10 protein-coding genes are annotated in these 15,412 nt (G+C 70.3%); 7 read left to right on the top strand and 3 right to left on the bottom strand.

Features of this window, described 5'->3' with window-relative positions; all coding sequences use genetic code 11:
• The first annotated feature begins 12 nt into the window (after window positions 1–12).
• The 3 genes from FBF36_RS01695 to FBF36_RS01685 all read left to right on the top strand — a co-directional run bounded on the left by FBF36_RS01695 (window position 13) and on the right by FBF36_RS01685 (window position 3,067).
• Window positions 13–927 carry a cation diffusion facilitator family transporter gene (locus tag FBF36_RS01695; RefSeq protein WP_009733935.1) on the top strand — a complete coding sequence of 305 codons (915 nt, stop codon included), beginning with the start codon at window positions 13–15 and terminating at the stop codon, window positions 925–927.
• 82 nt (window positions 928–1,009) lie between these two features.
• Window positions 1,010–1,921, top strand: coding sequence for a copper homeostasis protein CutC (locus FBF36_RS01690; RefSeq protein WP_178387559.1), 912 nt, complete (start codon window positions 1,010–1,012; stop codon window positions 1,919–1,921).
• A 324-nt stretch (window positions 1,922–2,245) separates the two neighbouring features.
• The gene (locus FBF36_RS01685) at window positions 2,246–3,067 is read left to right on the top strand and encodes an alpha/beta fold hydrolase (protein WP_009393974.1); all 822 of its coding nucleotides are present in this window, start codon (window positions 2,246–2,248) and stop codon (window positions 3,065–3,067) included.
• Window positions 3,068–3,069: 2 nt separating this feature from the next.
• On the opposite strand, the gene FBF36_RS01680 is transcribed toward FBF36_RS01685, so the two are convergent.
• Entirely contained in the window at window positions 3,070–4,164 is a 1,095-nt protein-coding gene (locus tag FBF36_RS01680) for an endonuclease/exonuclease/phosphatase family protein (protein WP_225792427.1), read from the bottom strand.
• Window positions 4,165–4,279: 115 nt separating this feature from the next.
• Here FBF36_RS01680 and FBF36_RS01675 point away from each other — a divergent pair, with 115 nt between their 5' ends.
• Together FBF36_RS01675 and FBF36_RS01670 are read left to right on the top strand one after the other, a co-directional pair.
• Window positions 4,280–9,079: a DUF3418 domain-containing protein gene (locus FBF36_RS01675; RefSeq protein WP_138137075.1), complete on the top strand. Its 4,800-nt coding sequence runs from the start codon at window positions 4,280–4,282 to the stop codon at window positions 9,077–9,079.
• A gap of 208 nt (window positions 9,080–9,287) precedes the next feature.
• Entirely contained in the window at window positions 9,288–10,226 is a 939-nt protein-coding gene (locus tag FBF36_RS01670) for an ABC transporter permease subunit (RefSeq protein ID WP_138137073.1), read from the top strand.
• A gap of 187 nt (window positions 10,227–10,413) precedes the next feature.
• Here the strand turns inward: FBF36_RS01670 and FBF36_RS01665 are convergent, their stop codons facing one another.
• Both FBF36_RS01665 and FBF36_RS01655 read right to left on the bottom strand, forming a co-directional pair.
• Window positions 10,414–11,940: a phospholipase D-like domain-containing protein gene (locus FBF36_RS01665; protein ID WP_009395361.1), complete on the bottom strand. Its 1,527-nt coding sequence runs from the start codon at window positions 11,938–11,940 to the stop codon at window positions 10,414–10,416.
• Window positions 11,941–12,364: 424 nt separating this feature from the next.
• Window positions 12,365–13,165, bottom strand: a complete 801-nt coding sequence (locus tag FBF36_RS01655) for a hypothetical protein (protein WP_034491888.1) — start codon at window positions 13,163–13,165, stop codon at window positions 12,365–12,367.
• Between the two features lie 469 nt (window positions 13,166–13,634).
• Here FBF36_RS01655 and FBF36_RS01650 point away from each other — a divergent pair, with 469 nt between their 5' ends.
• Complete coding sequence (locus tag FBF36_RS01650; protein ID WP_009395351.1) at window positions 13,635–14,189, top strand: SprT-like domain-containing protein; 555 nt, start codon at window positions 13,635–13,637, stop codon at window positions 14,187–14,189.
• A 583-nt stretch (window positions 14,190–14,772) separates the two neighbouring features.
• Entirely contained in the window at window positions 14,773–15,207 is a 435-nt protein-coding gene (locus FBF36_RS01645; RefSeq protein WP_009395349.1) for a DUF2218 domain-containing protein, read from the top strand.
• The last annotated feature ends 205 nt before the right edge of the window (window positions 15,208–15,412 follow it).

Genomic DNA, 15,412 nt, shown 5'->3' with positions numbered 1-15,412 from the left:
CATGATCGGGACGTGTCCTCCCGCTACTCGCCCCCCAAGGACCTGAGCCGCTACGCGTGGCTGTCCATCGGTGCCGCTCTCGTCACGATCGCGCTCAAGGGAGGCGCGGCCTGGCTGACCGGCTCAGTGGGTCTGCTCTCCGACGCCGCCGAGTCCGTGGTCAACCTCGTCGCCGCCGTCATCGCCCTCATCGTGCTGAGGATCGCGGCCAGACCCGCCGACGCCGACCACCAGTTCGGGCACTCCAAGGCCGAGTACTTCTCGGCCGTCGTCGAGGGCGTCATGATCTTCGTGGCCGCCGCCTTCATCATCATCTCCGCCGTCGGGCGCCTCATCGACCCGCAGATGCCCGAGCAGCTGGGAGCGGGCCTGGCGGTCTCGGTCATCGCCTCGCTCCTCAACGGCGCGGTGGCGTGGGTGCTTTACCGGGCCGGACGCCGCGAGCGCTCCATGACCCTGGTGGCCGATGCCAAGCACCTGGCCACCGACGTCGTCACCTCCGCCGCGGTCCTGGTCGGGGTGGCGCTGGTGGCCGTCTTCGACTCGGCCGTGCTCGACGCCGTCGTCGCCCTGGGGGCCGGGCTCAACATCATGTGGACCGGATTCACGCTCATCCGCGACTCGGTGGGCGGCCTCATGGACATCGCCCCGTCCTCCGAGGTGCTCCAGAGCGTGGAGGAGGTTCTGGCGCGCCACCGCCGAGTGGGCATGATCGACTTCCACGCGGTGCGGGTGCGCGAGGCCGGCAACCGGCGGTTCATGGAGCTGCACGTGCTGGTTCCCGCGGTCTGGAGCGTCAAGAAGGGGCACGACTTCACCGAGCAGGTCATCGACGAGCTCATCGAGGCCGACACCAGCCTGCGCATCTCGGCGCACCTGGAACCCATCGAGGACCCCAAGTCCTACGAGGACCTGGAGGACATCTAGGACAGAGGACATCTGAGGACATCTGACGTCAACTCGGTTTTCATCACCGTGAGGACATGTCAGACTCGGCCCCATGAATGCAATGAGGCTCACCGGCTCAGCACCGTCGCTGCGCCAGCACACGACCACCGCTCCCGCCCCCGCCTGGCGTCACCCCGACCACGTCGTTCTGGAGACCTGCGTCGAGGACGTCGAGGGCGTGAGGATCTCCGCGCGGGCCGGGGCCGACCGGGCCGAGCTGGGCGCGAACCTCACCGCCGCCGGCACCACTCCCTCGATCGGTACCGTCGAGGCCGCCATCTTCGCCGCCGCCGAGCAGGTCGAGCAGCGCCGTGCCCAGGCTGGCGCCCACTGGGCGGACAAGCCCGAGGCCGCCGCCCCCTTCGGCCTGCGGATCCTCATCCGCCCCCGGGGCGGGTCCTTCGTCTACGACGCCGATGAGGGCCGGGCCATGATCGCCGACGTGCGGCGCATCGCCACCCTGGCCCTGGAGATGGCCGAGTTCACCCGCCCCCAGGCCACGGGCGGGGGCCGCGCCACGCTGCCGCCGGCCGTCGACCTGGGCTTCGTCGTCGGCGCCCTGACCGAGGACGGCACCGTCGACCGCGGTCTCGTGCGCCTGCTGGCGGACATGGCCAACGGCGCCCCGATCACCTTCCACCGGGCCTTCGACCACTGCCGCGACACCGTCGAGGCCTACGGGGACCTGGAGGGACTCGGCGTGCGCTACGTCCTGACCAGCGGGGCGGCCCAGACCGCGGCCGACGGCGCCTCGGTGATCGCCGGGCTGGTTGCCAGTGGCGGGCCGACCGTGGTCGCGGCCGGGGCCGTGCGCCCCGACGGCCTGGTCGACCTGGTGGAGTCCACGGGTGTGCGCGAGGTCCACATGCGCTGCCCCCGCGAGGGACTGAGCCCCGACGAGCCCCAGCGCACCGATGAGGCCCTGGTGCGCCGCGCCGTTGAGACGGTTCGAGCGGTGCCGCTTCCCGAGTAGCTCGGCAGCAGCTCTCCCGTCCTCATCTTCCGTCCTCATCTTCCACCCACCCGACGGCAACGATGAGGCCGGGTGCGCACCCCCTTACGATGCGGGGCGCTCACCCGGTCTCGGTCGCCCCGCACCCGCCCTCATGCCCACCTGCGATCCGTTACTCCCGCTCCGGGTTCCGCTCGTCGCCGGAGAATCCTCACGGTTCGTAGATATCTACAGCCCTCACGACGAACGGCGGTCTCGACGCTTCCATCACGCTGGAAGCGCAATCGGGACAACTACCGACGCATCCCCCATGCCCACCCCTATTTTCTGTCTTAGGTTGACCCCATGAACGACGTCCGTATCGATACCCCGCGCGGAATCACCCTGGCCGGCACCCTCCAGCTGCCCGCCGGAGCCGCCCCCATCGATCTGGAGGTTTCCACGACGTCGGAGGATGCCACGCCCCCGCAGGCGCGACCGGAGGGCGTGGTTCTGCTGGCGCACGACTTCCTCACCGACCGTCACGGTCAGGGCGGGCGCCTGGACTGGATCGGTGCCCGCTACCGCGAGGCGGGCCTGGCCACGCTCAACCTGGACTTCTCCGGCCTGGGCGAGTCCGACGACGACGTCATCACGTTGGCGAGCGAGGCCGAGGACCTGCGGGCGGCCTCCAGCTGGTTGGCCGGTCTGGGCTTCACCCGGCAGATGATCCACGCCAACGGGTTCGGGGCGACGGCTGCGCTCCTGGCCCGGCCCGAGCAGGTGCGCACGGCGGTGCTCGTGGGTGCCATCGTGGGGCCGCAGTCGATCCTGTGGGAGGAGATCTTCTCCCCCGAGCAGCTCGATGAGCTCGCCCAGCACGGACTGACGCGCCTGGTGGATGACAACCCCAACTCGCGCGAGTGGAACGTCCTGTCCAAGGAGACACTGGCCGACTTCTCCATGCAGGATCCGGAGCGCACCCTGGCGGACCTGCCCTGGCCGGTGCTCATGGTGCACGGGGTGCTGTCCAACGAGCTGCCCGACACCGCTGAGGCCACCGCCGAGGGCTTCCCGCTGCTGCCCGACTCCAGCCAGATGGTCCACGTCCACGCCGAGACCCTGGACCAGGCCCAGGAGGAGGTCGCCCGTCTGAGCCTGGAGTGGGCCCAGCGCCGCCTGCGCTGAGGTCAGTGACCGGTGGGCCGCTGCGATTGGTCGGATAGCTGGACGACGACTGCCCTGTGGTCAGTACCGGGAATGGTGACGACCCTCCCCTTCTTTCCTTCCCAGACCGTGCCGTCGACCAGGACGTGGTCGATGGTGGCGCCGAGCAGAGTCGTGCCCGTACTGCTGGGCCAGGTGGCCAGCCCGCCGATGCCCGCTTGCTCCCCCGCACTGATGCAGCCACCCAGGTTCCGCAGCGGGGCATGATCGCGGGTGGCGTTGAAGTCCCCGGCCACAATCAGCCCGGCGGACGGACGGCGGCACAGGGAGGCGACGTCGGTCACCGAGCTCCTCCACCACGTCATCGCCCCCGGAAGCGGTGGGTAGGTGTGAGCACCGACGATGACGGGGCCGTCGCCGCTCTCCGGCTCCAGCCTGACCGTGCCGAAGCCGGACCCGGCGGTTTCCTCCACCTGCCTGTATCCGCCCAGCCGGGTGGCGACGAGGACGGTCGTGGAGTACGCCGGGTCGGAGTTCTGGTCGATCCCCTGCTCCGCCAGGTCGGAGGGCATGCTGGTGTCGGAGAAGACGGCGAAGCCCTGAGGCTGCGCACCGCTCTCCTTCTTCTGCTCGGTCAGGGCCTCGGCCAGGCGCCGTCCGTAGCGCTGAGTCGTCTCCGGCAGCACGAGGATGTCGGCCCCCACCGCATCCGCCAGCTCTGCAACCGCCTCGATGTCGGCGCCCTCCCGCTCAGTGTTGAGGCTCAAGACGCTCACGGCACCGGCGTCGACGGGTCGCTGTCGAAGCCCCCTGGTCACCAGAACACCGCCATGAGCCCCCGCCACCAGCAGAAGAACCAGTCCGACCACTGCGGTACGCACACCCGTCCGGCAGGTTCTCAGGCCAGTCCGAGGCAACCGCCCACGCCGACGACGCCGCAGGATCGCGACAGTGAGGAGCAGAAGGCCCAAGAACGCCGCGCCGGCCGCCAGCGGCGAGCGCAACGCAATGAGCTGGGCAAAGGGGAAGACCGTCGTCGGAGGCAGAACGCTCACCAACGCCAGGGCGACGACGGCCACGACAGGACCCCACCGAAGAAGCTGTTGACGTCGAGTCATGCCCGCACTCAACCAGATCCCGGTGGCCTTCTGCCAGTTTCCGCAACCGAGGAGCTCAGCACGGTCGGCGTCCCGGGCGAGCGGACCCGCGTCCGTGGGGGACAATGGGCCACCTATGGAACAGGGCGAGCACCTCAAGCGGAACCAGGGCGACGATCACGCCGGTGGGCACCACGACCAGCAGGACAGCGACCTCGGCGCACGCAGCACCGAGAGCGCTCAGGCCTCCCCCGACGGGCCGGACGCGAAGATCGCCGGACCCGCACAGGGCGGCGCACCTGACCAGCGGAGGGGGAAGTCCCCGCGCGGTGACGGCCGCAATGCTCGGGGCCGGCGCCCGGGCCGGGCCGGGGGCCGGCGTCCCAGCGCCTGGAAGGGCTACTCCCCCGAGCAGCTCGCCGCCCGCGCCGCCGCCGTTCCGGCGATCGTCTACCCCGAGGAGCTGCCGGTCAGCGCCCGCCGCGAGGAGATCGCCGCCGCCATCAGTGAGCACCAGGTCGTCATCGTCGCCGGTGAGACCGGCAGCGGCAAGACCACCCAGCTGCCCAAGATCTGCCTGGAGCTGGGCCGGGGCATCACCGGGATGATCGGCCACACCCAGCCGCGGCGCATCGCCGCGCGCAGCGTGGCCGAGCGCATCGCCTCCGAGCTGGGCACCCCGATCGGGCCGGGCGGCGTCGTCGGCTACCAGGTGCGCTTCACCGAGGAGGTCGGGGACAACACCCTGGTCAAGCTCATGACCGACGGCATCCTGCTGGCGGAGATCCAGTCCGACCCCCAGCTGCGCCGCTATGACACGATCATCGTGGACGAGGCCCACGAGCGCAGCCTCAACATCGACTTCATCCTGGGCTACCTGGCGCGCCTGCTGCCCCAGCGCCCCGACCTCAAGGTCATCATCACCTCGGCCACCATCGACTCCGAGCGCTTCGCCGAGCACTTCGGCCGCGAGCAGATCGGCGACCGGGGGCGGCCCCTCGGCGAGACGGCCACGGTGCCCGCCCCGGTCATCGAGGTCTCCGGGCGCACCTACCCCGTTGAGGTGCGCTACCGCCCCCTGGCTCCAGACGACGCACCGCCCGCCTCCGACGACGCCGGCAGCGAGCCGGCTGACAGCACCTCCGCCTCCCGGCCCGGTCCGGCGGGACCCGGCGAGCTGAGCGAGGCCGAGCTGGAGGCCCTGACCTCCCCCGACCCGGCGGTGCGCGCCGCGGCGCGGGCCCGCCGCGAGGCCATCCGCTCCGGCGGCTCCGCCGCGCTCACGCCCCGCAACCAGGGGACTCGTGGCAAGGGCCGAGGCCGGGCCGGCTCCGCGGCCGCCGAGTCCGGGGAGCCCAAGGACCAGGTGACCGGGATCCTCGACGCCGTCGACGAGCTCCTGGGCGAGCCCAGCGGAGACATCCTCATCTTCCTGGCCGGTGAGCGCGATATCCGAGACACCGAGGCGGCCCTCATCGACCACCTGGGGGCGCGCTACACGCCCGACGGCCGCTCGCGCACGCCGGGTGCCATCGAGGTCGTCCCCCTGTACTCGCGCCTGAGCGCCGCCGAGCAGCACCGGGTCTTCGAGACCCACCAGGTGCGCCGCATCGTCCTGGCCACGAACGTGGCCGAGACCTCCCTGACGGTTCCGGGGATCCGCTACGTCATCGACCCTGGCCTGGCGCGCATCTCCCGCTACTCCAACCGCACCAAGGTCCAGCGCCTGCCGATCGAGCCGGTCAGCCGGGCCAGCGCCAACCAGCGGGCGGGCCGCTGCGGGCGCGTGGCCGACGGCATCGCCATCCGCCTGTACTCGCAGGCCGACTTCGAGGCGCGTCCGGAGTACACCGAGCCGGAGATCCTGCGCACCTCGCTGGCCAGCGTCATCCTGCAGATGGCGGCCCTGGGACTGGGGGCGGTGGAGGACTTCCCCTTCCTGGACGCCCCCGACTCCCGCCAGGTCCGCTCCGGCCTGCAGCTGCTCACGGAGATCGGCGCGATTGAGCCGGCCGGGGCCTCCTCCGCCCGGTCCGACGACGCCCCCGACCGGGGCCGAGGCGGGCCGCGCCTGACGCAGATCGGGCGCCGCCTGGCGCGCCTGCCCATCGACCCGCGCCTGGGGCGCATGCTCCTGGAGGCCGGAGAGCTGGGCTGCGTCGGGGAGGTCATGGTCATCGTGGCGGCCCTGTCCATCCAGGACGTGCGCGAGCGCCCGGCGGACAAGCAGGAGGCCTCCGACGCCCTGCACCGGCGCTTCGCGGACCCGACGAGCGACTTCCTGACCTACCTGAACCTGTGGCGCTACCTGCGCACGCAGAGCCGCGAGCTGTCCGGCTCGGCCTTCCGGCGCATGTGCCGCGCCGAGTTCCTGCACTACCTGCGGGTGCGCGAGTGGCAGGACGTCCACGCCCAGCTGCGTCAGCTGGCCCGACCGCTGGGTCTGGACGCGACCCCGGTCGAGCTGCCGACGGCCCGCTCGATCCGGGCGGCCACCGAGGCCCTGGAGCCGGGCAGCCATGCCGCCCAGATCGCCAACGGGGGCGTGGCGGCCGCCGTCGTGGCCCTGGGGCGCAGCGCGGACACGCCCGACGCCGACGCGATCCACCGCTCGCTGCTGGTGGGGCTGCTGTCCAATGTGGGCAACTGGGACGAGCGTCGTCGGGAGTATGCCGGCGCGCGCGGGACCCGCTTCACGATCTGGCCGGGCTCGGGCCTGCGCCGCAAGACCTACGACTGGGTGATGACCGCCGAGCTGGTGGAGACCTCCCGGCTCTTCGCCCGCACGGTGGCCAAGGTGGACTCCCGGTGGATCGAGCAGGTGGCGGACCGGGCGGGCCTGACCCGCCATGTCTTCGGCGAGCCCTACTGGTCGACCCGCCAGGGGGCGGCCATGGTTCACGAGAAGGTGCTGCTCTACGGGATGACGCTGGCGGCGGACCGGCCGGCGACATTGGCGAGCGTGGGGACGGACTCGGCCCGCCAGGTGGCCCGGGAGATGTTCATCCGCTCGGGCCTGGTCGAGGGTGGTTGGCACGCCCGCCACGGTTTCGTGGAGCGCAACCGGGAGCTCATCGAGGAGCTTCAGGACGTGGAGCGGCGTCGGCGCGAGCACGGCCTGCTGGCCGACGACGCCGCCCTGTTCGACTTCTACGACGACCGCATCCCCGAGGAGGTGACCTCCGCGGCGGCCTTCGACGCCTGGTGGAAGGAGCAGCGGCGCACCACCCCGGACCTGCTGGACTTCACGCGCGAGCTGCTGCTGCCCGGTGGGGGCGACGCGAGCGGTTTCCCGGACACGTGGGTGCAGGGGGACCTGACCCTGGGCCTGGACTACGTGTTCGAGCCGGGCCACCCCGAGGACGGGGTCAGCGTCCAGGTGCCGGTGGAGGTGCTGGGGCGCCTGACCCCGGAGGGCTTCGACTGGCTGGTGCCGGGGATGCGGGCCGAGCTGTGCGTGGCCACGATCCGGGCGCTGCCCAAGCGGGTGCGCCGTCAGCTGGTGCCCGCCCCGGACGTGGGCGCCCAGATGTGGGCGCAGATCGCCCAGGAGTTCCCGACGCCGCCGGGGGCGAGCTGCCCGGAGGCGCCCTTCGAGGAGGCTTTCAGCCGGGTGGTGCTCCGGCTCAAGGGCGTGGAGATCACGGAGGAGGACTGGGCTGAGGCGGCCGAGCGCCTGCCGGATCACCTGGCGATGGGCTTCGCGGCCCTGGATGCCCGGGGCCGGGTCATCGGCCGCGGCCGGGACCTGGTCTCGCTCCAGCAGCGACTGTCGGGAAAGACGGAGGCCGCTGTGCGCTCGGCGGTGCGCGGCGCGCTGGCTCAGGCGATGGCCGATGCCCAGGAGCGCCAGGGCACGCAGGGCGGGAGGTCCGGCCGCAAGGGCCGCAGGAAGAAGGGCGGCCGGCCGGATGCCACTCAGCGTCCCGATGGCGCCGCCAGGAGCGCAGGAGCCGCAGGAGGCTCAGGGGCCGGTACTGGAGCCGGCCTGGAGGAGCGCCAGGGCCTGACCGACTGGCCCCGTGGCGTGCCGGGCCTGGGCGACCCGGATGCCTCGACGATCCCGGCCTCGGTGGAGTCGGCGGGCCGGGCGGGCCTGGTGGTGCGCGGCTACCCGTCACTGGTGGCGGCCTCCGCCAGGAGCGCGGACCTGAGGATCCTTCCCGACGCCACCACCCAGCTGGGTGCGCACAGCAGCGGGGTGACGGCGCTGGCCCTGGCGCGCACGGCCTTGCCGACGGCCCGGGTGACGAGCCGGTGGAGCGCCCAGGAGTCGCTCATCCTGGCGGCCGGCCCCTACCGGACGACGGAGGCTCTCGTGGAGGACGTGCAGGCGGCCGCCGCACGGATCGTGGCCGGACGCTGGGCGGCGTCGGCCTCCGGCTGTCCGTTGGCGGAGGTACGCCGGCGGGAGGTCTTCGAGGCCCTGGTCGGCGTCATGCGCGACGAGCTCGAGGACGAGGTCTACCGGGTGGCCCAGCACGCGGCCGCGGCGCTCAAAGCGGCCCGGGAGGTGGACCGCGTGGTGGGTGAGCACACCTCCCTGACCCTGCTGGGCACGCTCCAGGAGGTGCGCGAGCACGCGGCCGCCCTGGTTCCGGAGGGCTTCATCACCGCCACTCCGCCGGAACACCTGGCGCATCTGGAGCGCTACCTGAGGGCGCTGGCGATACGGGTGGAGAAGGCGGCCTCATCATCGTCGGCAGCCTCCCAGGACGCGGCCCTGGCCTTCCAGGTCACCCAGGCCCAGGAGGTGGTGGACAAGGCCCGCGCCAAGGCGGCCTCCCTGCCGGCCGACCCGCAGCACGAGGCCCTCCTGGAGGAGGCCCGCTGGATGGTGGAGGAGCTGCGGGTGAGCCTGTTCGCCCAGACGCTGGGCACGAGCCGCAAGGTGAGCCTCCAGCGCATCACCAGGCTCTGCGCCCAGGTCAGCTGACCGCCCCGCGTCCTTCCCCGGAGGCACCCGGCGCCCCGAGGGCCGAGGGGTGACTCATCATCCCCGCAGACGACCCCTCCTCCCTCAGGGGGAGGAGACCGGTCCGCTGCATTCAGCCAGCGAGACGATCACACCGGGGCCCAGCACCCCTAGCCTGGAATCATTCAGGAAGAACGCAGGCCACGAGCATCCCGAGGACTGACACACCATGACCACCACCATCGACGCCGCGGACGGCCCAGCCGTGGCCGTCAACCGTTTCGAGGCCCTCCAGAAGACCGCCCCCGACTCCCAGCCGTCCGGTACCGGGCGGCAGCGGGCCCTGGAGGCCGCGATCTGGCCCAGTCGGCCCCGCGTGGCCGGTCGGCAGTCCTTCGCCGGCGCGGTGCGCGCCGAGTGGATCAAGCTGCGCACCCTGACCTCCACCTGGGTCACGTCGGCCATCACGATCGTCATCACGGTCCTGTTCGGGGCGGGCCTGGCCATGGGCTACGCCGGCTCCCCCGAGCGGGCGGACGAAGCCAAGACCATGCTCGCCTCGGGCTCGGTGATGGGCATGATCGTCGTCGCCGTCCTGGGGGCCCTGGTGGTCACCGGTGAGTACGCCTCGGGGCAGATCCGCTCCTCAGTGATGGCCGTTCCTCGCCGCGGACGTCTCTTCGTGGCGAAGGCGCTCGTCGTATCGGGCTTCTCCTTCGTCCTCGGGGTCGTCTGCGTGGCGCTGTCCTACGCGATCTCCTACCCGTTCATGAAGGGCCACGCCGGTTCTCTCACCGATGCCCACTACCTGGGGCTCTTCTGGGGCACCGGCTTGTCCTTCGCCGTCGTCGCGCTCATGGCCCTGGGGCTGGGCTACCTCACCCGCTCGACGGCGGGGGCCATCACCGTGGTGGTCTCGCTGCTGTTCGTCGCCCCCATTCCCTTCGGACTCATGGCCGGACGCTGGCAGTGGGCGGTCAAGGTTGTGGGCCTCCTGCCGGACACCGTGTCGACCGCCGTCTCGGACCCCTTCAGCCTGGCGCACCACTGGGGACGGGCCGGAACCGAGACCTTCCTCCAGCACTGGCAGGCCATCGCCGTCTTCGCGGCCTGGGCCCTCATCCCGCTGGTGATCGCCGGAGTCATCTTCACCCGCCGCGACGCCTGAGCCACCGGCTCACGCGCCCCATCAGACCCTTTCTCCGGTTCCACACAGTCGGTCCCCGCACCCCAGTGGTGCGGGGACCGACGACGTGAGGACACGTTGATCTGCTCGGCTCAGCGCCGAGACTGGTCGTCCCGGTACATGCGCATCCAGGAGCGCCTGGGCCGGCACAGGCGAAGCCCGGCCGCCTCTACAGCACGGCGGACATGAGGCGGCAGACGTTGTCCACGTAGCGGTTGTACCAGGGCTCGGTGGCCCACAGCTCGGGGGTCAGCTCGGTGCAGGTGGCCCGGTAGTCGGCGTCGTTGATGCGCAGCAGGTCGTCGAGGTCCCCGCCGAAGGCCAGCAGCATGACCTCGTAGTTGAGGGCGAAGGAGCGGAAGTCCATGTTGGAGGACCCGATGACCCCGACCTCGTCGTCGACCGTCATGTACTTCGAGTGCAGGACGGTCGGCGAGGGGTAGAGGTAGATCCGCACCCCCGCCGCCAGGAGCGCCGAGTAGTAGGAGCGTTGGGCGTGGCTGACAATGAATTGGTCGGACTCCTTGCCCACGAACAGCTCGACCTCCACCCCCCGGTAGGCGGCCGACGTCATCGCCGCCAGCAGCGCCTCATCGGGGATGAAGTAGGGGCTGGTGATGGACACGTGCCGCTTGGCCCCGTGGATGAGGGCCAGGAACATCCGCAGGTTCGGCTCGGTGGGGTATCCGGGCCCGGAGGGAATGAGCTGCATGGCATTGACGACGGCGCCCGGACGCCCGGGCCTCGGGGCCGGCGTGCCCACCGGGATGCCCGGCAGCCCCGCCATCTCCGGCAGGGTCTCGGTCGGCGTCCCCAGCGCCAGGTCGAAGGCCTCGAGCTGCTCTCCGGCCTCGAAGAACCAGTCCATGGCGAAGACGGCCTGGGCCTCCAGGACGATCTCGCCGGTGACCTCCACGGACAGGTCCTCCCAGCGGCGCCCGGCCCGCACGTTGCGCCGGGTCCGGTAGGTGGGGTCGATGATGTTGTGGCTGCCGATGAAGCCCTTCTCGCCGTCGATGACCAAGATCTTGCGGTGGTTGCGCAGGTCCGGGCGGCGCCAGCGGCGTTTGAGCGGCAGCAGCGGCATCATGAGGCGCCAGCGGATGCCGGCGTCGGTCATGCGTTGGCAGAACTGCTTCCAGCCGGGGTACTTGCGGCTGCCCAGGTGGTCCAGGAGGAGACGCACTGTGACCCCGCGGGCCACTGCGCGCTCCAGGGAGGTGAAGAAGACGTCGGTGACCTCGTCCCAGCTCATGATGTAGAACTCGACGTGGACGTGGTCGGTGGCGGCGTCGACGGCGCGGGCCATGGCCTCATAGGTGCTGCGGGGGTCGGCGTGGACGGCCACCACCTCGCCGCTGACGCAAGGCAGGCCGGTGAGTCGGCGGTTCATGCGCAGCGCCCCGGCCAGGTAGGTCGAGGGCCGGGCGCCCTTGGGCAGGTCGGGCATGGAGCGGGTGTAGTCGAGGGTGATCTCGTTGACGGTGTGCTGCTGGCGACGACGAGTGCCGTGCACCCACGGGCTGCCGATGAGCAGGTAGAGCGGGAGGCCCACCAGGGGCAGCAGGAAGATGAGCAGCAGCCAGGCGGTCGACGACGAGGGGCGGCGGTTCTCCGGAACCGTGCCCAGCGCGGCGATCTTGATGAGGTACTCGATGACGACCCAGGTGGTGGCCAATACCGGCGGCAGCGTCATGCTCGCATCATGTCATGCCCGCCGGCCAGTCCCCACAAAAGTGCCTGGGCGCGGACCGGATGGTCCTGCGCCCAGGTACTGCGAAGGCCCGCCCCGGTTGAACCACCGGGTCGGGCCCTTCGCAACGAGGGCGCTTACCGGTTCCCATTCGGCAGCGGATCCTCCTTCACCGAAACGTCCGAGCACATTCCCTTGGCTGTGGCCCAGACTCAGTGGTGGCCGGTCAGTGGTACTCCCCAGTACCTCACGGTCGCCACCGTTCGGCGGTAACTATGACTCTGCCGATGCTGTCTGAGAGAAGGCTGGAAATCGCGCATCTAAATGATGACGCTTGATGACGATATGGTCACGGCCTTCCGAGCGTGATGACACCTTCGCTCAGAACCCTTGGAATACAGCGGAATTCGCTCTGCGCTGGGCACCGTCAGTCCGACGTCGGACTTCCAAAGAGGGTCTTGAAGTAGCCGTAGAAGTTCCAGTTCCCCCACGAGGTGCACTGGTCCCCACCGTGCGCGGCGGCCTCATTGGGCTGGAAGGGCGTGTAGTTGTACAGGCCGGCAGTCGCCTGGTTCGCCACCGTGAGCTCGCCGCTGCCGCACTGCGCGTCGGGCGAGTAGGCGACTCGGGTCGGTCGCTGCGCCACCACGTCGTAGCTGCCCGGGTTGAGACGATAGCGATGGAACTGGGCGGCCGCCCCGTAGAGCTGGGAGGGGAAGCCGGACCACTGGGGGTCGCAGCTCCCGTGGTCGGGGCAGGCGTAACCGGCTGCGGCCTCGTAGTCGCGAGCGCTCAGGTTCGCGCCGGAGGCGGTGAGCAGCCCCTGCTCCTTGTGAATGAGGACGAGGAGCACCTGAGGATTGATGTCGCAGGCCTGGGAGACCTCCCAGACAACGTCGGCCGCGCTGACTCCGGAGGCGGCCTTGAGTCCTCCGGGACAGAAGGTGCTGGCCTGGCGGGCCTGCACGGAGAAAGTGGCGGCGGCCAGGCACTCGGTGCCGTCACTGCCCGGCTGGCAGCCGGCGTTGACCCTGGTGAGGAAGGCGGAGATCTCCTCGCGCGTCATGGCCTGGGAGTCGTAGAAGACCTCATCATCGATGATGCGGGCGGCATTGAAGCCACTGGTGTCGGGCACCAGGGGCGCCGGAGCCGAACCTGTCCCGCCCTGAGAGGGCCGCCCCCACCCGAGAGCCATTCCGTTGAGCGAGGAGCCGGTCGCCCGCAGCACGATGAAGCCCACCAGGAGCGTGACCAGGAAGGCAGCGAGGACGACACCGATCGGACTCCTCAGGAGGGAGTGAACGGAACCGCCCTTGCGTCGTCGTCTCCGCCTGATGCCGACGCGGAGGAGGCCGAAGCGCTCACCGCCCCCTCGACGCCCTCTCCCCCGCGCGGGACGGTGACTCGCATCATCCCGCCGAGCACGGTCGGCGCCACGCTGCACGGTCGGTCGGGCGCTGCGCGGAGCTCGTGCAGTCTGAGGCGAGCCGGATCCAGTGGTGCTTCGTTGGGGCCGCGGACGCCGGCCGGAGGGATGATGGGACATCGGCGCCATCGTGTCACATCACGGCAGTTTGTACGGCCCGAAGCAGCTCGGAGTTCCCGAGACAATCGGTCAGTCATGAGCCGGCAGGAGGCGATGCGCCCCACAGCACCGTCGTCAGCCGTATGAGGGCATCGACGCATACCGTGGGGCCGTGAATCTTCCCGATGTCCTGAGCCTGGCGCGCTCTCTCATGGAGCAGGCGGACGTCGGCGACTGGGATCTGGCCTTCGACCGGGCACGCCGGCGGGCCGGCCAAACAGATCATGCACGACGTCGGCTCACGCTCAGCCGCCATCTCATGAGCCTGTACGACGAGACTCAGGTCCGCGAGACGATCCTGCATGAGATCGCCCATGCTCGCGTGGGGCCGCACCACGGGCACGATGCCGTCTGGGCGGCGGAGGCGACCCGGCTGGGGGCGACGGGCCGGCGACTCATTGACACCCAGGCTCCGAGGCTACGGGGACGCTGGGTGGGCAGGTGCCCGGCAGGTCATGAGGTGGACCGCATGCGCCGCCCGGCCTCGCCCGTCTCCTGCTCGCGCTGCGCCCCTCGATTCAGCCTGGAGCACCTCCTGTCCTGGAGCCTAGACGGAGATCCCGTCCCCCACGATCAGATCAGCGAGCGCTACGGTCGCATCCTGAGACTGGCCCGAGGCCGGCAGCCGGAAACGACCACAGAGCATTCCAGGACACTACGGTCCTGACCACTACCCTCACCCACCGCACCCAAGGACAATGAGAAGTAGCCCATGATCGTCGCCACCGCCCCCATCGCTGAGGGATATCCCGTGGCGTCGACATCGACTGCAAGACGCTGGGCTCGGACAACGGCATGCTCATGGTGACGGCGTCAGGCAGCGCTGTGCGCTTGTCCCCCATATCTTGAGCGATCATGAGCGCCTTGCGTCACCCGGAAAACTCTTGACTCAATGGAGCAACCCGACCGCGAGTTTCCCAGTTTTTTCTCAGGATTCTGCCCCTCGTCTTCACAGGGTGAGGGCGTTACATAGTGGTCACCGCCGGACAGGGACGGTCTCGAGGGTTGGGGAGCCCAATGACGGATCGATCCTCTGAGATGGGGTCGGGTCATAGGGAGCCTGGCATCATCGTTCTGGCGAAGGAGGAACCGCCTCCTCGGGTGCATGGGACCCCGGGTTGCAGGTGGGACCTCGCGAGGCTTGGGCCCGCGGTTCGGATTTCCGAACCGCGGGCCGAGTCCTTTCCCAGCCCCGGTGATTTGGAGCGCATCCCGGGACCGCGGATGACGAAACGCGTCAGGATAGGAACATGACCGACTCAGCCGACTCAGCCGACTCAGCACAGCCCGCCTTCTCCCGCCTCTCCACCGCTCGCGTGAGCACGGACCGACCCTCCCGCTACGGCAAGCAGCTGGCCGCTCACATGGGCCGCAAGATCACCAGCTCGTGGGACGAGACCGCGCAGACCGGCTCCCTGACCTTCGACCGCGAGGGAGCAGCCACCGGGGTCGTCAGGCTCTCCTGTCACGACGGCGTCCTCCAACTCGACCTGGCCGCAGAGGACGAGCACCTTGAGCGCCTCGAGCAGGTCACCGGGATCCACCTGGCGCGCTTCGGCGCCAAGGAGGGCATTGTCGTGAGCTGGATCCGTCAGGACGGCCCGGGTACCACCCAGGGTCCACTGGCTGCGGAGGATCTTGAGCGCATGCGTGCCAAGCGCGAGGCCCGCCAGGCCTCGTCCTGATGAAGCATCTCAGTGCTGTCTCCTCGCTCCTGAAGCTCTCGCTCCGGCAGGCGCGCAGAGCGGGTCCAGTCGTCCTAGAGGCGACAGCGAGCCTGCCCCGAGCTCCTGCCCGAACGAGCGTCTCAGAAGCCATGACACTCACACGCCTCAGAAGTGAGGAGACGAGACAGTACCCTTACCCCCGAACGCGTGCCCTCAGGTACGG

Origin of the sequence: Actinomyces sp. oral taxon 171 str. F0337 (assembly GCF_005696555.1) — a bacterium.
Taxonomy (GTDB): domain Bacteria; phylum Actinomycetota; class Actinomycetes; order Actinomycetales; family Actinomycetaceae; genus Actinomyces; species Actinomyces oris_E.
The sequence above is the reverse complement of the archived record's forward strand: the minus strand, read 5'-3'. Positions and strand labels throughout refer to the sequence as shown.